At 71.7% G+C, this 18,064-nt stretch carries 17 protein-coding genes and 1 tRNA gene; 9 read left to right on the top strand and 9 right to left on the bottom strand.

Features of this window, described 5'->3' with window-relative positions; translation table 11 throughout:
• The first annotated feature begins 3 nt into the window (after positions 1-3).
• The 3 genes from ACN28A_RS12195 to ACN28A_RS12185 all read left to right on the top strand — a co-directional run bounded on the left by ACN28A_RS12195 (position 4) and on the right by ACN28A_RS12185 (position 3,716).
• Positions 4-870 carry an SMP-30/gluconolactonase/LRE family protein gene (locus tag ACN28A_RS12195; RefSeq protein WP_421395115.1) on the top strand — a complete coding sequence of 289 codons (867 nt, stop codon included), beginning with the start codon at positions 4-6 and terminating at the stop codon, positions 868-870.
• Positions 871-996: 126 nt separating this feature from the next.
• Complete coding sequence (locus tag ACN28A_RS12190; RefSeq protein ID WP_421395113.1) at positions 997-3,324, top strand: ATP-binding cassette domain-containing protein; 2,328 nt, start codon at positions 997-999, stop codon at positions 3,322-3,324.
• Entirely contained in the window at positions 3,321-3,716 is a 396-nt protein-coding gene (locus tag ACN28A_RS12185) for a hypothetical protein (protein WP_421395111.1), read from the top strand. The genes ACN28A_RS12190 and ACN28A_RS12185 overlap by 4 nt, the downstream gene beginning before the upstream one ends.
• Positions 3,717-3,858: 142 nt before the next feature.
• On the opposite strand, the gene ACN28A_RS12180 is transcribed toward ACN28A_RS12185, so the two are convergent.
• Positions 3,859-5,025: a low temperature requirement protein A gene (locus ACN28A_RS12180; RefSeq protein ID WP_421395110.1), complete on the bottom strand. Its 1,167-nt coding sequence runs from the start codon at positions 5,023-5,025 to the stop codon at positions 3,859-3,861.
• 332 nt (positions 5,026-5,357) lie between these two features.
• Between ACN28A_RS12180 and ACN28A_RS12175 the strand changes: the two genes are divergently transcribed.
• Complete coding sequence (locus tag ACN28A_RS12175) at positions 5,358-6,167, top strand: SigB/SigF/SigG family RNA polymerase sigma factor (protein WP_421395108.1); 810 nt, start codon at positions 5,358-5,360, stop codon at positions 6,165-6,167.
• Positions 6,168-6,416: 249 nt separating this feature from the next.
• A tRNA-Lys gene (locus ACN28A_RS12170) sits at positions 6,417-6,489 on the top strand.
• A 163-nt stretch (positions 6,490-6,652) separates the two neighbouring features.
• Here the strand turns inward: ACN28A_RS12170 and ACN28A_RS12165 are convergent.
• From ACN28A_RS12165 to ACN28A_RS12130, 8 genes are all read right to left on the bottom strand, one after another.
• Complete coding sequence (locus tag ACN28A_RS12165) at positions 6,653-7,027, bottom strand: type II toxin-antitoxin system VapC family toxin (protein ID WP_421395105.1); 375 nt, start codon at positions 7,025-7,027, stop codon at positions 6,653-6,655.
• Positions 7,024-7,278 carry a type II toxin-antitoxin system Phd/YefM family antitoxin gene (locus ACN28A_RS12160; RefSeq protein ID WP_421395102.1) on the bottom strand — a complete coding sequence of 85 codons (255 nt, stop codon included), beginning with the start codon at positions 7,276-7,278 and terminating at the stop codon, positions 7,024-7,026. The genes ACN28A_RS12165 and ACN28A_RS12160 overlap by 4 nt, the downstream gene beginning before the upstream one ends.
• A 33-nt stretch (positions 7,279-7,311) precedes the next feature.
• Complete coding sequence (locus tag ACN28A_RS12155) at positions 7,312-7,491, bottom strand: type II toxin-antitoxin system Phd/YefM family antitoxin (protein ID WP_421395099.1); 180 nt, start codon at positions 7,489-7,491, stop codon at positions 7,312-7,314.
• Positions 7,492-7,541: 50 nt separating this feature from the next.
• The gene (locus tag ACN28A_RS12150; protein ID WP_421395097.1) at positions 7,542-8,252 is read right to left on the bottom strand and encodes an SDR family oxidoreductase; all 711 of its coding nucleotides are present in this window, start codon (positions 8,250-8,252) and stop codon (positions 7,542-7,544) included.
• A 90-nt stretch (positions 8,253-8,342) separates the two neighbouring features.
• A complete protein-coding gene (locus ACN28A_RS12145) occupies positions 8,343-10,445 on the bottom strand; it encodes a xanthine dehydrogenase family protein molybdopterin-binding subunit (protein ID WP_421395095.1) in 2,103 nt (700 codons plus the stop codon).
• Entirely contained in the window at positions 10,442-11,464 is a 1,023-nt protein-coding gene (locus tag ACN28A_RS12140; RefSeq protein ID WP_421395093.1) for an FAD binding domain-containing protein, read from the bottom strand. Before ACN28A_RS12140 ends, ACN28A_RS12145 begins: the two co-directional genes overlap by 4 nt.
• Positions 11,461-12,024: a 2Fe-2S iron-sulfur cluster-binding protein gene (locus tag ACN28A_RS12135; protein WP_421395090.1), complete on the bottom strand. Its 564-nt coding sequence runs from the start codon at positions 12,022-12,024 to the stop codon at positions 11,461-11,463. The genes ACN28A_RS12140 and ACN28A_RS12135 overlap by 4 nt, the downstream gene beginning before the upstream one ends.
• Before the next feature lie 183 nt (positions 12,025-12,207).
• Positions 12,208-12,927 carry a PP2C family protein-serine/threonine phosphatase gene (locus ACN28A_RS12130; RefSeq protein WP_421395088.1) on the bottom strand — a complete coding sequence of 240 codons (720 nt, stop codon included), beginning with the start codon at positions 12,925-12,927 and terminating at the stop codon, positions 12,208-12,210.
• A 63-nt stretch (positions 12,928-12,990) separates the two neighbouring features.
• Here ACN28A_RS12130 and ACN28A_RS12125 point away from each other — a divergent pair, with 63 nt between their 5' ends.
• The 4 genes from ACN28A_RS12125 to ACN28A_RS12110 all read left to right on the top strand — a co-directional run bounded on the left by ACN28A_RS12125 (position 12,991) and on the right by ACN28A_RS12110 (position 18,061).
• The gene (locus tag ACN28A_RS12125) at positions 12,991-13,986 is read left to right on the top strand and encodes an AAA family ATPase (RefSeq protein ID WP_421395086.1); all 996 of its coding nucleotides are present in this window, start codon (positions 12,991-12,993) and stop codon (positions 13,984-13,986) included.
• A gap of 364 nt (positions 13,987-14,350) precedes the next feature.
• Positions 14,351-16,183, top strand: coding sequence for an SCO2524 family protein (locus ACN28A_RS12120; RefSeq protein WP_421395085.1), 1,833 nt, complete (start codon positions 14,351-14,353; stop codon positions 16,181-16,183).
• A 1-nt stretch (position 16,184) separates the two neighbouring features.
• Positions 16,185-17,102, top strand: coding sequence for an SCO2523 family variant P-loop protein (locus ACN28A_RS12115; RefSeq protein ID WP_421395084.1), 918 nt, complete (start codon positions 16,185-16,187; stop codon positions 17,100-17,102).
• A complete protein-coding gene (locus ACN28A_RS12110) occupies positions 17,099-18,061 on the top strand; it encodes an SCO2522 family protein (protein ID WP_421395082.1) in 963 nt (320 codons plus the stop codon). Before ACN28A_RS12115 ends, ACN28A_RS12110 begins: the two co-directional genes overlap by 4 nt.
• Positions 18,062-18,064: the final 3 nt, after the last annotated feature.

The following is an 18,064-nucleotide window of genomic DNA, read 5'->3' as shown; positions in this document are numbered from 1 at the left end:
GAGGTGGACGACGCGACGCAGGTGACCCAGGTGACGGAGCCGTGCTGCCAGCATGGCGAAGGCCCGGTGTGGGACACCCGGACGGACCGGTTGCTCTGGGTGGACATGCTGGCCGGCGACGTACTGGCGCTGGAACCGGGGACCGGGGAGGTGGCCCGGCAGCACGTGGACAGCGTCGCGGCGGTGGTCCGGCCCCGGTCCGGGAACGGCTACCTGGTCGCGGTGGAGCGCGGGTTCGTGCTCACCGACGCCGAACTGCGGCCGGTACGCCGGCTGCCCGACCTCTGGACCGATCCGGACCTGCGGATGAACGAGGGCGGCTGTGACCCGGCCGGCCGGTTCTACTGCGGCTCGATGGCCTACGACAGCCGGCCGGGCGCCGGGGCGCTCTACCGGCTGGACGCCGACCTGACGCCCCGCCGGATACTGGCCGACGTCACCATCTCCAACGGCCTCGGCTGGTCACCCGACGGCACCCTGGCGTACTACGTCGACACCCCGACCCAGCGCGTCGACGTCTTCGACTACGACGTTGCCGAGGGGGCGCTCACCGGCCGCCGCCCGTTCGTGCGGATCGAGCCCGACGACGGCGCCCCGGACGGGTTGACGGTGGACGCCGAGGGTGGGGTCTGGGTGGCGCTCTGGGGCGGCGCCGAGGTACGCCGCTACGCGCCGGACGGCCGGCTCGACGTACGGATTCCGGTGCCGGCCGGTCAGGTCACCGCCTGCACGTTCGGCGGCCCGGAGCTGCGCGACCTCTACATCACCACCTCCCGGCTGGGCCTGGACGACCCGGAGCCGGCCGCCGGCGCGTTGTTCCGGGCCGCCCCGGGGTTCGCCGGGCTGCCGGTCGTCCCGTTCCGGGCCTGATCCACCGCCGCCCCTTCCGGGCCAGCGACGTGGTAGGTGAAGCCGCTGGTTGAGACTTCCGCTCTGGACTGGGAAGCCAGCGCAGAGAAAGTCTCAACATCGTAGTTCAACGATACAGTTGAAGGAATGAGTGTCGTTGAATCCTCCGGGCAGCGGGCGCCAATCGTGGAGTGGATCCGGGTCAGCGGAGCCCGCGAGCACAACCTCGCCGCCGTCGACGTCGAGATCCCCAAACGCAGGCTGACCGTCGTCACCGGCGTCTCCGGATCGGGGAAGTCGTCGCTGGTCTTCGGAACGATCGCCGTCGAGGGCCGGCGGCAGCTGACCGAGATGCTGCCGATGTTCGTCCGTACCTTCCTGCCCGACTCCGCCCGCCCGGCCGTCGACCTCATCGCGCACCTGCCGGCGACGGTCGCCGTCGACCAGCGACCGCTCACCGGCGGGCCGCGCTCCACCGTCGGCACCATCACCGACATCGCCCCGCTGCTGCGGCTGCTCTTCGCCCGGGTGGGGGAGCCGTTCGTCGGCTACCCCGACGCGTTCTCCTGCAACATGCCCGCCGGAATGTGCCCGGAGTGCGAGGGCCTCGGCGAGATCACCGACGTCGACCTGACCACTTTTCTCGACCGGCGCCGGTCGCTCAACCAGGGTGCGCTGCTCGCCCCGCCCTTCAGGGTCGGCAGCCGGGACTGGCACCTGCTCGCCGGCTCCGGCCGGCTCGACCCGGACAAACCGGTCTCGGCATACTCCGAGCGGGAGCTCGACGACCTGCTGCACTCCACCGACGGGACCGTGCCGCTGGAGGTGGCCGGGTCCACGATCAACCTCGGCTACCAGGGCGCGGTGGTGAAGTTCCGCCGCCGCTACCTCGACCAGGCGACGGAGCCGACCGAGCGGACCCGGCGGATGGTGCGGGAGTTCACCACCTCGGTGCCGTGCCGGGCCTGCGGCGGCAGCCGGCTGTCGCCGCTGGCGCTCTCCAGCCGGGTCGGCGGGCACACCATCGCCGAACTCTGCGCGATGGAGGCAGAGGAACTTCTCGGCGTACTGGCCGGACTGGAACTGCCGGCCGCCAAGCCGGTCCTGGATGCCCTGGTCGCCCAGGTCGGACACCTGGTGGAGATCGGGCTCGGCTACCTGAGCCTGGACCGGCGCACCGGCACGCTCTCCGGCGGCGAGTCGCAGCGGGTCAAGATCGTGCGGCACCTCTCCGCCAGCCTGAACGACCTGCTCTACATCTTCGACGAGCCGAGCGCCGGGCTGCACCCCCGGGACGTGCACCGGCTCACCGGCCTGCTCCGGACGCTGCGGGACAAGGGCAACACGGTACTCGTCGTCGAGCACGACCGGGACGTGATCGCCGCCGCCGACCACGTCCTCGACCTCGGCCCCGGCGCAGGCACGGCGGGCGGCCGGGTGGTCTTCGCCGGGGACGTCGGCGCGCTCGTCGACGCCGACACCCCCACCGGCCGGGCGATGACCGGACGGACCCGGTTGAAGGCCGCGGTACGCACCCCGACCGGAGTACTGCCGATCGTCGGCGCCCGGACCAACAACCTGCGCGACCTCAGCCTCGACCTGCCGGCCGGGGTGCTGACCGTACTCGCCGGGGTGGCCGGCGCGGGCAAGTCGAGCCTGGTCGGCGGCGCGTTCCGGGCGCAGCATCCCGAGGCGGTGATCGTCGACCAGTCGATGCCGCACGTCAACCGCCGCTCCACAGTGGCCACCCACACCGGGATCGCCGACCAGATCCGGGCCGGGTTCGCCCGGGCCAACCAGGTCAGCCCGGCGCTGTTCAGCGCCAACTCCGCCGGCGCCTGCGCCAACTGTGCCGGGCTCGGCGTGGTGCAGACCGACCTCGGCGCGCTGCAGGGCGTCTCGCTGGTCTGCCAGACCTGCGACGGCCGGCGCTTCTCCGACGAGGTGCTCGGCTACCGGCTGCGCGGGCGCAGCATCGGCGACGTGCTGGAGATGACGGTGGCGCAGGGCCGGGAGTTCTTCGCCGGCAGCCGCCGGATCGCGCCGGTGCTGGCGGCGACCGCCGACGTGGGGCTGGACTATCTGCGGCTCGGCCAGCCGCTGACCAGCCTCTCCGGTGGCGAGTGCCAGCGGATCAAGCTCGCCGCGCACCTGCGGGGCGGCGCCCCGGCGTACGTGCTGGACGAGCCGACCAGCGGACTGCACATGGCGGACGTGCGGCGGCTGCTGGGCGTACTGGACCGGCTGGTCGACGAGTACGCGGCGACCGTGCTCGTGATCGAGCACAACCTGGACGTGGTCGCGCACGCCGACTGGGTGGTGGAGCTGGGGCCGGAGGGCGGCAGCCGGGGCGGCCGGGTGCTCTACCAGGGCGAGCCGCGCGGACTGGTCGAGCTGGGCGGCTCGCCGACCGGCGTACACCTGCGGCGGGCGCTGGGCGGGTCCGGGGCCGTGGCGAAGGGGAGGGCGGCATGATGCCGGGACCGGACGAGGACCGTCGCCGGTTCGCCGCCGTCGTCAGTGCCGCCGCCGAGGCGGTGGCCGAGCTGCTCGGCCGGCACCAGGTCCGGCCCGGCACCCCGGTCCCGCTCGCCGAGCTGCTGCCGGAGCTGGCCGCGCGGCACCGCGCCCTACAGACTGCCGTCGACGGGTACGCCGGGCCGCTCGCCGTGGACCCGGCCGGCCGTCCCGAGCCGCTGGGCCAGGAACTCGCCGGCCTGATGAGCTGGCTGCAACTGCTCACGGTGCAGTACCGCGGGCTGGTCGACATCCCCGAGCCGCTCCGGGTGGGCGCCGGCCGGAGCTTCTCGGCCGCGCACCTCGCCGCCCGCCGGGTACGCGACCGCGCCCGCCGGCTGGCCACCTGAGCACGCCCGCCGGCCGGCGGGCCCGATCATGCCCGCCGGCCGGCGGGCGGTCACGCCGGGCCGCCTGCTGACCACCGGTTCGCCTGCTGACCACCGGCCAGGTGTTGCCTGCCGACTGCCCGGTCACGTCGGCGAGCGGCGGTCATGCCTCGATCCGTTCCCTCCCGAACCGGACTATGAGTCGACTGCTGACGGCGGCGTAACTGATCGTCAACACGGCGAGCAGCGGCATCAGGACGATCGGCGGCGGCACCAGGGTGACAGCGCCGAGCAGCCCGACGGTGACGGTCGTGACCGCGATCCGCAGTCGCGGTATGCCGCCCAGTGCGATCCGCTGCAGTGCCAGGCCACCGATCATCCAGCTGGCCAGCGAGACCGCCAGCAGCAGGCGCAGCATCCGGGGCAGGTCCTCGCGGCCGGCACCGACCTCCCGGACGGCCTGCCCCAGGCACCAGCCGAGCAGCAGCAGCGCGGAGCCGATCAGCCCGTGCACGGTCGCGTAGCCGATGCCGGCGCTCAACCGGGACCTGGTCAGGCCCAGCGTCACGAAGGTGGTGTAGACCCACCAGATCGAGGCCGGGATGAGGAACCCGGTGGTCGCCACCACGACGGCGGCCGGCGAGGGCCGGCTCGGCATCGCGTCGATCAGGTCGGTCAGGCTGACCCCGAGCAGGATGATGGTGAACTGCCCGATCCGTTCCGGCAGGTGCGACGGGTGCACCGGATGCCGGATCAGCCAGCGGCGGCCGAGCCACGGTGTCAGTACTTCGACGACCAGCCCGGAGAGCCAGAGCATCGGCCGGTTCTGCGCGGGTACGGCGAGCGAGGCGACCCAGAACAGCAGGCCCGCGCCGAACCCACTGAGGTATACCGTGGTCAGCCGCCGTGCGGTGGTGTTGGTGCCGCGAACCCGGAGGTAGAGCACCAGCAGGGTGCCGCGGACCACGAGGTAGCCGACCGGCAGCAGCAGGGTGTCCGGAGCGTCCCTGACGCCGACCGCCATGGCGCCGGCCCCGACCATTCCGACGAGTACGACCAGCCGGTGACCGAGGTCGTCGGGGTCGAACCGGGTGTCGTAGATCGCCTGGCCGACCCAGGCCCAGTAGACGATCGCGTAGAGCGCGGCGGTCCGGAGGATCTCGTCGGCGTCCGGCACCTCGTCGGTGAGCCGGTTCTGCACGGCGGCCAGTGCCAGTACGAAGACGAGGTCGAAGAAGAGTTCGAGCCAGGAGGCGTGCCGCTCCTCCTCGCCGGGCAGCGCCTCCGGGTCCAGTCCCCAGCGCTCGATGATCCGACGCGGCCGGATCACGCCGTACCCCGGCCACCGGCCCGGTCCGTCCGGCCGGTCACAACCTGCCACCTTGAATCCACAGGCGGTAATCATCCCGCCGTGCTCGGGGTCCGGATGCGCGATCGGCGAATCTCGTTCAGTCGGTGATCGACTGAAAATCTGAGTCGATCATGCGCTGCTGTGACCGGTTTTCACTACGTAAGAGACTTTTATACATCAGCCGTTCGGCTAGCCTCAGCCGATACCAACGGGCTAAGGTGACACCTGAACAGCCACACGCCACCACCCGAACCACCACATGCACCCGCACGGACAACCCCGTCCCCGCCCACAACGCAGGGAGACCCACCATGACCACCACCACCGCCACCAAGCCCACCACCACCGCCAGCAAGCCCCACCTCAACGACACCGCCACCGACCTGCTCCACGCCATGGCCGCCCTCCCCACCCACCACCCCTCCCGCGCCACCCTCCGCGACAAAGCCATCGAAGCCTGGCTCCCCCTGGCCAACCACCTCGCCCACCGCTACAGCGGACGCGGCGAACCCACCGACGACCTCACCCAAACCGCCGCCGTCGGCCTCATCAAAGCCATCGACAAATACGACCCCACCCGCGGCGTCGACTTCGCCGGCTACGCCATCCCCACCATCATCGGCGAACTCAAACGACACTTCCGCGACCGCACCTGGGACATCCGCGTCCCCCGCCGCCTCCAGGAACTCCGCCTCGCCATCAGCGAAGCCAACAGCAACCTCCTACAAACCCTCGGCCGCTCCCCCACCGTCACCGACATCGCCACCCACCTCAACCTCACCGAAGAAGAAGTCCTCGAAGGCCTCGAAGGCGCCCGCGCCTACAACGCCGTCTCCCTGTCCACCCCCACCGGCGACGGCGAACGCACCACCGAACTCGGCGACCTCCTCGGCACCGAAGACAACGAATACGAACTCGCCGAACTCCGCGTCGCCCTCGGCCCCGCCCTCGCCACCCTCGACGAACGCGAACAGAAAATCCTCACCCTCCGCTTCTACGGCAACCTCACCCAATCCCAGATCGCCGAACAGATCGGCGTCTCCCAAATGCACATCAGCCGCCTCCTCACCCGCGCCCTCACCAAACTCCGCGGCCAACTCGCCGACACGTACGTCGGCTGATCTTGGTTGATCCCCGGCCAACGCGAGCTGATCCGGGCGTTCCCGATCGGTCCCCCGGCCTTGGCCGGGGCCCGGGTAGGACCCTCGCCCATGGGCAAACGGGCGGTCCCGGCGGCCGGACCCCTGGCGCCCGGCGCGTAAGGCCCACTGATGGCGGCGGCGGGTGGCGGACGTGTCGCGGAGGTCGCGCCGTGCCACCCCTGCCGCCGAGGCTCGCGGAGACCCCGTCCGGTAGCCTGAACACCCGACGGGTCGCTAGCTCAATTGGCAGAGCTGAGGACTTTTAATCCTTAGGTTCGGGGTTCGAGTCCCCGGCGGCCCACCGAAACGGATACCCAAACGGAGGATCCAGGATCCGCGAAGTTGCAGGCCACGGTTTGGGCCGGGGGCTAAGCAACCGGCGCCGCTCGGAATGGGAGGGACGGCCGGGGGGCAAGTTGGGCCTGGCTCTCTCGCGGCTACCAGGCGTGGACCGAGCTGTCCGATCACACCTTGAGGACGTTCACGCCGTACAGCGCTATCGACGCGTCGCGGGAGGCGAGGGTCAGCCCTTCGGTGATTGCCTGTGCCACCAGCATGCGGTCGAAGGGATCGCGGTGATGTGATGGCAGGCGGCCGGCGGCTATGGCGTGGGCGTGGGTCACCGGGAGTTCTCGAAAGCCCATGTCCCTTACCCGCTCTGCGAGGTCAGGGGGTCCGGTGAGTTTTCCGGTGCTCTGTTTGATGGTGATCTCCCACAGGGTGACCGGGGAGAGGAAGATGTCCGGCTCGTGGCGTAGTCGGTCGAGCAACTCGGTGCCGAGGGTCGGGTCACCGGTGATGGCCCAGAGTGCGACGTGAGTGTCTAGTAGCAGGTTCATGCGCCGATGCCGAAGTCGTCGGCGATCTCGGCGTTGGTCTGTGGTGAGTCCCAGTCACCGGAGAGGTCCAGTTGGCCGGCGAGGGAGCCGACTGCGGTGCGGTTGGCCCGCCGGACCAGCGGTACCACCTTCGCCACCGGGGTGCCCGCCCGGTCGATGATGATCTCCTCGCCGCGTTCCACCCGTTCGATGATGCGCGACAGGTGGGTCTTGGCATCATGCATGTTGTAGTGCACCGCATCAGCCGCCATGGCGCAACCTCCTCGCTTAGCTAAGGTGTTAGTTTAGCCTGCTTGGCCACATGCGTCACCGGCCTTAGTCAGCACCGACCTGTCGGTGCCTATCGGGACAAGTCGGGCAATCGGCTGTCCGCGATCGGTGATCTCGACAGTCTCGCCGCCACTCACCCGCGCCAGCACCAGGCTCGTGTTCTGGTTCGGCGCCCGGACACCGATGCGTTCCATGGACACGAATGTGGAACCAAGTGTTCTACGGTTCCAACTCCAGGAGCTCTTCAGCCGAACAGCGAAGCGGTTATGTCGGCGTAGAACAGGGCGGGGTCGCGCGAGAGGGAGGCCTTGACCCTGGCGGTGGGAGCGTCGGCGACCACTTCGAGTTCGCCCGCCTCCAGGCCGTCCAGGGCCATGGTGACCACCTCGTGGGGCGGGAGCTTGGGGATGTCGTAGCCGGCCATCATGTCGGTGTCGGCTATGGCCAGGGCCAGGGCGGTGACCTGGGTTTTCTGGCTGGCCAACTCGAGTCTGACGCCGTTGGTGAGGGACCACTCCGCCGCCTTCGAGGCAGCGTAGCCGTTGCTGGCGGGGGCGAAGGTGTACCAGCTCAACGCCGAGATGACGTTGAGGATCGCGCCGCCGGCGAGTCTGGGGGCGAAGGCCCGGGTGACGTTGAGGGTGCCCCAGAAGTTCGTCTCGAACTCGCGCCGGACGTTCTCCGTGCTGGGGCCGAGCAGGGGGGCTTCGGTGGAGATCCCGGCGTTGTTGACGAGGATGTCGAGCTCGCCCACCTCGGTGGCCGCGGCCTCGATGGACGCCGGATCGGTGATGTCCAGTCGGAGGGGCACGGCGCCGGGGATTTCGATCTGGTCGGGGCGGCGGGCGGTGGCGTAGACGGTGGTGGCGCCGCGGGCGAGGAGAGCCTCGACGAATGCCTTGCCGAGACCGCGGTTGGCGCCGGTGACCAGGGCTTTCTTGCCGTTGATCTGCATGCCGCCACGTTACGATCTCACGTTGATGTCAGGTGCAAGTACTGCGAGGTGGATCACGTCGGTCCCGTGCGTCCTGGCGCCGTGCCGGCCTCAACCGGTCGGCAGCCGGTCCACCAGCTCGTCGAGCTGGATCGGCAGGGTACGCAGGCGCAACCCGGTGGCGTGGTGGACCGCGTTGGCGACCGCCGCCGCCGAGCCGACGATGCCGATCTCACCCATCCCCTTGATGCCGAGCGGGTTCCCCCGGTCCTCGTCCGGCACCCAGTACGCCTCCATCGTCTCCACGTCCGCGCAGACGCTCACGTGGTAACCGGCCAGGTCCCGGTTCACCCAGTCGCCGAACCGCTGGTCGAGCACGCCCTCCTCGTGCAGCGCCATGGAGAGTCCCATGGTCATCCCGCCGATCAGCTGGGAACGGGCGGTCGTCGGGTTCACCACCCGGCCGACGGCGAAGACGCCGAGCATCCGGGGCACCCGGATCTCGCCGGAGTCGACGTCCACCCGGGCCTCGACGAAGTGTGCGCCGAAGGAGTACCGGGGGGCGGTGGGCAGTGCTGTGGTCTCCTCCATGGTGTCGACGCGTACGGCGAGGCCGTCCGGCGGGGCGCTGCCCGCGTACTCCCCGTCGAGCTGGCGGCGCAGGCCCTCGCAGGCGCGGTGCACCGCCAGGCCCCAGCCGGCGGTGCCCATCGAGCCACCGGCGACGTACGCCGGCGGAAGGTCGCTGTCCCCGATGCTCACCGCCACCCGGTCGCCGGGCACCCCGAGGGCGTCCACGGCGACCTGCCACAGCGCGGTCCGGGCGCCGGTCCCGATGTCGGTCGCGTTGATCCGCACCCGGTACGTCCCGTCCGGCTCGGCCACCGCCTCGGCGGTCGCCCCCGGGGTCCGGGCCGGGTAGATCGCGCTGGCCATGCCGGTGCCGACCAGCCAGCGGCCGTCCCGGCGTACTCCCGGGGCGGGATCGCGGCGGGCCCAGCCGAACCGTTCCGCTCCCTCCCGCAGGCAGGCGGCCAGGTTGCGGCTGGTGAACGGGACACCCTCCTCCGGGTCGACGTCGGTGTCGTTGCGCAGCCGCAGCTCGACCGGGTCGACGCCGCAGGCGACCGCCAGCTCGTCCATGGCGCACTCCAGCGCGAACGACCCGGGGCACTCGCCGGGGGCACGCATCCAGGACGGTGTCGGTACGTCCAGCCGGGCCAGCCGGTGCGTGGTCCGGCGGTGTGGTGCCGCGTACAGCGCCCGGGTGAGTACGGCGGTCTGCTCGGCGAACTCGATGCTGGTGGAGGTCTGGCTGATCGCGTCGTGGCAGATCGCCGCGAGCCGGCCGTCGGCGTCGGCGCCGAGCCGGACCCGCTGGATGATCGGGGTGCGGTAGCCGATCGGGCCGAAGAGCTGCTGCCGGGTCAACGCCAGCCGCACCGGCCGGCCGACCTGCCGGGCGGCCATCGCGGCCAGCACGGGAGTGCACCGGGTCGTCCCCTTGCTGCCGAAGCCGCCGCCGACGTGCTCGGCGGTGACCCGGACCGCCCCGGTCGGCAGTTCGAAGAGGCTGCCGAGGTCGCCGCGCACGTCGGTGGTGCCCTGGCTGGAGTCCCGCACCAGCAGCCGGCCGTCGGCCCAGTGCGCGGTCGCGGCGTGCGGCTCCATCGGGTTGTTGTGGTACGCCGGTGTCCGGTACGTCTGGTCGAGTCGTACCTCGGCCGCCTGGTAGCCGCTGTCGAAGTCGCCGACCGACGTGTCGGTGGGATAGGCCGGGTTGACCCGCTCCGGCGTGTAGAGGCTCGGATGCCGTTCGGTGAGTACGCTGCTGTGCGGCTCGGTGTCGTAGTCGATCCGGACCAGCCGGGCACCCTCCCGGGCCGCCTCCAGCGACTCGGCCACCACAAGCGCCACGATCTCGCCCCGGTAGCGGACCCGGGGCTGCTGGAGCAGCAGCAGTTCGGGGCTTCCCGTCGGGTTCAGCCGGGGCGCCGTCTCGAAGGTGAGCACCGCCAGGACCCCTGACTCGCGTTCCGCTTCGGTGGCGTCGATCCGGACGATCCGCCCCTTGGCCACGGTGGCCTGCACCGCCCAGCCGTACGCCGTGCCGTCGGCGGGGTGCTCGACGGCGTACCGGGCGGCGCCGGTGACCTTGTCCCGGCCCTCGACCCGGGGCTGTGGCCGGCCGATCACGCCGGCCGGCGCGCTCACCGGGTCACCCCGGCGGAACCGCCCGTCGGCTCCGGCGACCGGTGCGCCAGCTCCACCAGGGTCCGTACGGTCAGGTTGCGGATCAGTGGGATCTTGAAGGCGTTGTACGCCAGCGGCCGGGCGGCGGCGAGTTCCTCCTCGGCGGCGAGCCGGAAGGTCTCCTCGGTCGCCGGCTGCCCGCGCAGCGCCGCCTCGGCCAGCCGGGGCCGCCAGGGCCGGTGCGCGACCGCGCCCCAGCCCAGCCGGACGTCCCGGACCAGCCCGTCGGCGACGTCCAGCGCCGCCGCCACCGAGCCGGCGGCGAAGGCGAACGAGGCCCGGTCCCGCGCCTTCCGGTACGCCGACCGGCGCCCGAACGGCAACCCGGGGATCCGTACCGCGGTGACCAGCCCGCCCGGGGCCATCGTCGTCTCCTGGTCCGGCCGTTCGCCGGGGAGCCGGTGGAACTCGGCCAGCGGGATGTCCCGGGCGCCGGCCGGTTCCAGCACCTCCACCACGGCGTCGAGGGCGACAAGCGCCACCGCCATGTCGGAGGGGTGGGTGGCGACGCACCGCGGCGACCAGCCGAGGATGGCCAGCTCCCGGTTCTGCCCCTCCAGCGCGGCGCAGCCGGCCCCGGGTTCGCGCTTGTTGCAGGGCCGGCTGACGTCCTGGAAGTAGAAGCAGCGGGTACGTTGCAGCAGGTTGCCGCCGACGGTGGCCATGTTGCGCAGTTGTCCGCTCGCCCCGGCGAGCAGGGCCCGGGACAGCACCGGGAAGTCCCGCCGGACCGTCGGGTGCGCGGCCAGGTCGCTGTTCCGGACCGTGGCGCCGATCCGCAGCCCGCCGTCCGGGGTCGGCTCGACCGAGTCCAGCGGCAGCCGGGTGACGTCGACGAGCAGCCGTGGCCGGGCCACGCCGAGCTTCATCAGGTCGACCAGGTTGGTGCCCCCGCCGAGGTACACCGCGTCCGGCTCGGCGGCGACCAGCGCCACCGCCCGGCCCGGGTCGGTGCTCCGCTCGTACCGGAAGCTCCTCATCGGACGCCCTCCGCCGCCGCGGCCTCGCGGATCGCCGAGACGATGTGCGGGTACGCCGCGCAGCGGCAGATGTTGCCGCTCATCCGCTCCCGGATCTCCGGGTCGGTGAGCCCGTCCGGCCCGGCGGCCAGGTCGGCGGTGGCATGGCTCGGCCAGCCCCGGCGTACCTCGTCGAGCATGCCGAGGGCCGAGCAGAGCTGGCCGGAGGTGCAGTAGCCGCACTGGAAGGCGTCGTGCGCGACGAAGCAGCTCTGCAACGGGTGCAGCCGCCCGTCCTCGGCCAGCCCCTCCACGCTGCGTATCTCGGTGTCGTCGGCGGCCACGGCGAGGACCAGGCAGCTCTTCACCCGCCGGCCGTCGAGCAGCACCGTGCAGGAGCCGCACTGCCCGTGGTCGCAGCCCTTCTTGGCACCGGTCAGGCCGAGGTGTTCGCGGAGCGTGTCGAGCAGGGTGGTCCGGTTGTCGAGGTCGATCTCGTGCGGTCCGCCGTTGACGGTGAGCCGCACCGTCGACCGGTGCGGCGGTTCGGCGAGCCGGGTACGCGAAGCAGTTTGCACCATATGTCGAGATTACCGAGCGAGGGCGCCGGCGCGGGACCAATCAGACCTTCCGGTCGCCGTCGCCGATCCGGCCCGGGGCCGGCCGGGGGCGCAGCCGCCGGACCCGCACCTCCGCGAGGGCGTGCGGCGGGCGATCGCCCCGGTCGCCACACGGCGGGACACGGGGGCGTGCGGCCGGGGCGATCATTCGGCGGCGACGTCCGCCACCACCAGTGTCACGTTGTCCGGGGCACCCGCCTGGTGGGCGAGCTTGACCAACTGTCGCGCACACTCCTCCCGGTCCGGAAAGCCGGCCAGGGTGCCGGCCAGGGCGTCGTCGTCGACCACGTCGGAGAGGCCGTCGCTGCACAGCAGCAGCCGGTCGCCCGGCTGGGCGATGAGCGCGACCGTGGCCGGCTCGAGCGGGCCGCCCTGCACGACCCGGGTGACGAGCGACCGCTGCGGGTGCCGGCGGGCCTCCTCCGGGGTCAGCCCGCCCTGGTCGACCAGCTCCTGCACGAAGGTGTCGTCCCGGGTGAGCTGCGCCAGGCGGCCGGCTCGCAGCAGGTACCCCCGGGAGTCGCCGACGTGCGCGACCGCGAGCCGGCGGCCGGCGAGCAGCACCGCGGTGACCGTGCTGCCCATCCCCTCGGTGGCCTGGTCGGCGTCGGTCACCGCCCGGATCCGGGCGGTGGCCGTGTCGATCGCCGCCAGCAGGGCGGCCACGGGTTCGACGTCGGGAGCGGACCGCTCGACCGGGGCCAGGGAGCTGATCACGATTTCGCTGGCCACCTCGCCGGCCGGTGCGCCGCCCATGCCGTCGGCGACGGCGACCAGGCGGCTGCCGGCGAACGCCACGTCCTCGTTGTTCGGCCGGACCAGGCCAGGGTCGCTGACCGCCAGGCTGCGCAGGACAAAGGTCATACCGTGCAGCTTGCCCCGTGATCCGCGGCGAAGTCACTACGCAGTACTGCGTAATGTTGACGCATGATGCCGGTCTCCATGGTCGGGCGTGCCGGCGAGCTGGCCGAGTTCGCCGCCGCCTGGGCCACGGTCGCCGGTGGGCGCTCCCGGACGGGCTGCGTGGTCCTCACCGGCGCCGCCGGAGTGGGCAAGAGCCTGCTGATCAGCGCGGCCCTGGACGGCCTCGCCCCCCGGCCGTCGACAGTGCTGAGCGGTACGGCCCGGGTGCACACCCCGGCGCCGTACGACTGGCTCGCCGCCGCGCTCACCGGCCGGGAGACCGCCGACCTGCCGCTGCCGCCCGACGCGCTGGCCTGGCTGGCCCAGCACCCGAACGCGCCCCGGGAGCGGTACGCCCCGGACGCCCTGCTGCGGCTGGCGGTACGCACCGTGCGGGCACTCGTCGGCGCCGGTCCGGCGGTACTGGTGGTGGAGGATCTGCACGCGCTCGACCCGGCCAGCCTGAACCTGGTCGGCGAGCTGGCCGCCGCGCCGGACCTGCCGGCCCTGCTGGTGGTCGGCAGCCGGCCGCCGGAGGAGGCGGTGTCGCCCCGGCTGGTCGCCGCCACCCTGGCCCGGCTCTCCGGCGCGCCGGGCGCGGTCCGGCAGCACCTCGGCCCGCTCGGCCGGCCGGACGTGGCCGCCGTGCTCGCCCAGGTCTATCCCGACCTGCCGGTGCCACCGGCGGTCGTCGAGTCGGTGTGCCGGCGCACCGGCGGCAATCCCTTCCGGCTGATGGAGCTGCTGGTGGCCGAGCGCGGCCAGCGTCCCGAGGAACTCGTGGCCGAGCCGGCACACCCCTTCCCGCCCGGACAGTTGACCGGCCGGGAGGTCGAGGTGCTCTCCTGCCTGGCCGCCGGCATGTCCAACAAGCAGGTGGCCCGCTCGCTCGGCATCTCGGTACGCACGGTCACCGTGCACGTCTCCAACCTGCTCCGCAAGACCGGCTCGGCGTCGCGCACCGAGGCCGCGCTCTGGGCGGTACGCCAGCAGCTCACCGACCCGGCCCGGCAGGGCTGACCGGCTCCCGCCCCCGGCCCGCGACCGCCGTTCCTGGTGGCCGGTCCGTATCCGCCGTTCCTGGTGAGCGGCCCGGCGAGGTGTTCCGCCTGCCTTGACGCGTACGCCATCATTGATGGATAGGCCCGAGATGCGAAGGGGGTGACCGCGGTGAAACGTGGCACCACTGTGGAAAGGCCGATCATTACGGCGTTGACCAGCATCTTCCTTTGATTCACCACCGGTGGTGGAGCCGGGGCCGCCGCAGCCGGTCGATCACGTCTCTATCATCGGGGCGCGCGGGACAGTCGTCGGGCTGCCCGACGCACAACATGAGTGCCGCTCGACCTGGCCGGTGTTTTTCGCGGATGGTGGTGCACGATAGATGAGGATCCAGCCCCGTCAGGAGCTCCTGGAGATCTGGGCGGCCACCGTCCGGACGAGCTGGCAGGACGGAAAGTGGCAGTGGGGCGGTCGGGACGGGCCGAACTCGATCAGTGACGCCGAACAGCTGCTCTGCATCCTGCTACCGGCGACCCAGGCGGACTTCGGGCTGGACCGTCCGGACGAGACCGCCGAGGAAATGATCAGGGCGTTGCGCCCGCTCGGCACCGCCACCCAGATCCCCCGGGTACTCATCCAGGTGCTCACGGAGTATTACCAGCGCTACACCGACAAATCAGGGACGCCGGTCTTCTCCGGCCGGACCTATTTCCAGACCGACGGCGGCGAGCCGTCCGAGCAGCAACTCGATCTCGACATCGTGGACTCGTTCGCCATGTCGATCACACTTTCCCTGGCCGCCATCGGTTTCGCCCGGGTCTTCCGGACGGCGGTCCGCCGGGAGGAGATCATTCGGGAGATCGACGACCTGGAGACGATGGCGAGCACCCGGCTGACCGCCGCGATGGTGGGTCTGCTGCGCAGTTTCGCGGTGAACGTCTTCGACGTCGACTCCGAAGAGGGGCAGGCGCTGGTCCGTACCCTCAACCAGAGCAACCTGCCGCAGCGCCAGGTCGTCGCGCAACTGCGCCGCCGGCTGCGGCAGACCATCGCGAGCTTCCGCGAGGTCATGATCGGTTCCGGTCAGGTGGCCGACCTGGACAGTCCGAACCGGCTCTTCGAGTGCGGCTGGTCCTGGGGCACCGTCCGGGAGGCGCCGGACGTCGAGACGACCGAGCCGATCGGCGAGCAGCGTGCCGGGGTGGCGCCCGAGGAGCCGTACCTCTACTTCACCGTGATCGCGATCGACGCGATCGAGGAGCTCTTCACCGAGCGGACCCGGATCCTGGGCCTGCTCAACGAGGAGCAGCAGCGGCTCTCCCGGGCGCTGCAACTGCGGTGGGACCTGACCCGGGGCTACTGGGCCACCGTCGCCACCTTCGGCGACGGGCACCGGTGGCCGCTGGAGGACATCCCGTGGCGGACCACCGACCGGGACGCGAACGACTACTACACCCTGTTGGTGACCTCGCTGGCGGTCAAGGGTCTGGTGGTCGAGCGGGGCGCCGACGCCGACCTCAGCCGGGTCGGCGCGGTGCTGGAGGAGCTGGCCAACCGGGCCCGGGTGACCCGCCGGCCGTTCGACGAGGATCCCGCGCTCACGCTGCACTCGCCGGGCGTACGGATGACCCTGCAGAATAGCGACAAGCTGGGCGGTCCCACGCTGCGCTGGGCGGTGACCGAGTTCTCGGCGCTGCTGTTGCAGCGCACCGCGTACATCGCCGGTCTGCTCAGCGACGCGGACCAGCGGGCCAGGATGCTGGACCTGGCCGACCTGGTCTGGGACCACCTGGTGCTGCGGCGCCTGGAACGGGGCAACAGCCGGAGCCTGTGGGACCAGCCGGCCCGGGTGTTCCGGCAGTTCGACGAATACCACGACGCCCCCTCGTGGTACTACACCGAGCGGGTGGTGCAGGGCCTCGTCACCACGGTACGCGTGCTGCGCCGCCCGCCACTGCGCAGCGACCGGCTCACCAAGCACGCGCTGGACCTGCTCAACGAGGCCGAGCACCTCTACGACATGGAGCTGCTGGCCGGCGCGGCGGCGGCGGGCCCGAAGATGCAGCAGACGCTCCAGATGGTCCGGGTCAACCTGCGGCGGGCCCGGGAGATCGTGCACGAGCGCCCCGGCACCGCCGCAGCGCTGGCCAGCGCCGTACTGCGCCAGTTGGACGAGTTGGCCGCGGCCCGGCGCGACGTCGCGGAGGCGGGCTGAGATGTTGGTCTTCGCGGTCTCCGACAAGGGCGGCACCGGACGGTCGGTCACCAGCAGCAACATGCTCTACCGGAGCGCGTTGCAGGGCAGCGACGTCTGCTATCTGGACTTCGACTTCGGGTCGCCGACGGCCGGCGCGATCTTCAACATCAACTCCGCGGTGCACGGGACCACCCGGGGCGGACTGCACGACTATCTCGACGGCGCCCTGGCCGAGCCGCAGCGCATCGAGGTCTGGACCGAGTCCGACCGGCCCAGCCTGCGCAACCGGCCGCCCGGCGCCGGCCGGCTGGTGCTGCTGCCGGGTGACAGCGGCGGCGGCGAGTTCCCGGCCACCCCGGAGCGGATCGAACGCTGCGCCCGGCTCTTCCTGCGGCTCGAGGAGGAGTTCGACCTCAGCCTCGTCGACCTGAGCGCCGGCCGGTCGTACGCCACCCAGATGGTGCTGGCCGCCACCGCCAGGCCGGAGCTGAAGTCGGTGCGCTCCCGCTGGCTGGTCTTCCACCGCTGGACCCGGCAGCACGTCCTCGCCGCCTCCAGCCTGGTCTACGGCACCCGGGGCATCCTGGAGGCCGGCACGCTGGCCGGGCACGACTACGAGGACCTGGTCAACCGGCTCCGGTTCGTGCGCACCGCGGTGGTCGACCCGGACTCGCCGGAGCTGGAGGGGCTGCGACCGCCGCAGGTGGCCTGGCTCCGCGAGTGCAACCAGGACCTGCTCGAACTCGCCAGCAACAACCGGGTCGGCCGGACGATGCTGATCGGCTCGGTACCGCTCGACCCGGTGTTGCAGTGGCGCGAGCAACTGATCTCCGACAACGACGTGTACGCGCGCAAGATCGCAAACCTGGAGACAGTGGAGGCCTTCTCAGCACTGGCAAAACTCATCGTGGACGACGCGGCCTGGGAGATGCTGTGAGACGACCGGATGTGACCTTCGAGGAGACGGCGGCCAGACGCAGCGTCGAGTCCGTTCCGCTCTCGCACCTCTCCATCGAGCTGGGACACCTCTACATCGAGGAGTTCGCCGGCGGGATCGACCAGCTCCGCCGGCACTTCGCCCGGGTCGTGCCGTGGGCGGCGGCGGCCCGGCAGGCCGTCGCCGACCGGATCCCGAACGGCCGGCCCCGGGTCAGCACCTGCTTCATGATCGACGACTACTTCCAGCGGTTCAGCACGCCCCGGGTGGTGATGGAGCAGGTCCGCGAGGCCGCGCGGGACGCCGGGCTGGTGATCGACTACTTCGCCCGGGAGGCCGGCTGCGCCCAGGCCGACGACATCCCGCTCGCCGAACTGGTGCTCACCCAGCTCGTCTCCGACCCGGTCCCGGAGACCACCGGGGACCGCCCGCCGACCACGGAGACCGGCTGGCTCTGCAACGGCCGGCGGTCGCCGACCTCCGGCCCCGGCCAGGCGATGAGCGTCGGCCGGGCCTGGCAGCCGCCGGTGCAGAACGCCGCGAACCGGCACTCCATCTTCATGGACGTCGAGCTGTGGGACTACGAGGAGGACGGCCGGCGACGCTGGTCCTGCCCGTTCCTGGCCGCCGTCTGGCAGCTCATGCGGCTCGGCCTGCTCCGGCACGAGGGCGAGGGGGTGACAAACCCCTACCAGCTCGACGACTGGCCGGACGACTGGGACGAGATGCCGGCGGTGGTCAAACTCAACCCGCACGCCGCCCCGTTCAGCGCGTACCGCGCCTTCTCGGTGCTCGGATCGCGCTTCCTGCCGATCGAGCACGCCGTCCGGACGATCCTGAGCCAGGTCTCGATCAGCCCGGCCGTGCTGGACCAGATCCAGACCCGCAGCCGCAACGAGCACATCGACCTGCCCAAGGACCTGGTCGAACGGATCGAGTACGTCTTCACCAGCGACTGACCG

Source organism: Plantactinospora sp. WMMB782 (assembly GCF_049179135.1).
GTDB lineage: Bacteria > Actinomycetota > Actinomycetes > Mycobacteriales > Micromonosporaceae > Plantactinospora.
The sequence above is the reverse complement of the archived record's forward strand: the minus strand, read 5'-3'. Positions and strand labels throughout refer to the sequence as shown.

Excerpts from the sequence above, each read along its gene's own strand:
- ACN28A_RS12140 (WP_421395093.1), bottom strand. The coding sequence starts at position 11,464 with ATGAGGAGCTTCCGGTACGAGCGGAGCACCGACCCGGGCCGGGCGGTG.
- ACN28A_RS12190 (WP_421395113.1), top strand. The coding sequence starts at position 997 with ATGAGTGTCGTTGAATCCTCCGGGCAGCGGGCGCCAATCGTGGAGTGG.
- ACN28A_RS12120 (WP_421395085.1), top strand. The coding sequence starts at position 14,351 with ATGAGGATCCAGCCCCGTCAGGAGCTCCTGGAGATCTGGGCGGCCACC.
- ACN28A_RS12130 (WP_421395088.1), bottom strand. The coding sequence starts at position 12,927 with ATGACCTTTGTCCTGCGCAGCCTGGCGGTCAGCGACCCTGGCCTGGTC.
- ACN28A_RS12125 (WP_421395086.1), top strand. The coding sequence starts at position 12,991 with ATGATGCCGGTCTCCATGGTCGGGCGTGCCGGCGAGCTGGCCGAGTTC.
- ACN28A_RS12155 (WP_421395099.1), bottom strand. The coding sequence starts at position 7,491 with ATGGAACGCATCGGTGTCCGGGCGCCGAACCAGAACACGAGCCTGGTG.
- ACN28A_RS12150 (WP_421395097.1), bottom strand. The coding sequence starts at position 8,252 with ATGCAGATCAACGGCAAGAAAGCCCTGGTCACCGGCGCCAACCGCGGT.
- ACN28A_RS12160 (WP_421395102.1), bottom strand. The coding sequence starts at position 7,278 with ATGGCGGCTGATGCGGTGCACTACAACATGCATGATGCCAAGACCCAC.
- ACN28A_RS12135 (WP_421395090.1), bottom strand. The coding sequence starts at position 12,024 with ATGGTGCAAACTGCTTCGCGTACCCGGCTCGCCGAACCGCCGCACCGG.
- ACN28A_RS12185 (WP_421395111.1), top strand. The coding sequence starts at position 3,321 with ATGATGCCGGGACCGGACGAGGACCGTCGCCGGTTCGCCGCCGTCGTC.
- ACN28A_RS12115 (WP_421395084.1), top strand. The coding sequence starts at position 16,185 with ATGTTGGTCTTCGCGGTCTCCGACAAGGGCGGCACCGGACGGTCGGTC.
- ACN28A_RS12165 (WP_421395105.1), bottom strand. The coding sequence starts at position 7,027 with ATGAACCTGCTACTAGACACTCACGTCGCACTCTGGGCCATCACCGGT.
- ACN28A_RS12175 (WP_421395108.1), top strand. The coding sequence starts at position 5,358 with ATGACCACCACCACCGCCACCAAGCCCACCACCACCGCCAGCAAGCCC.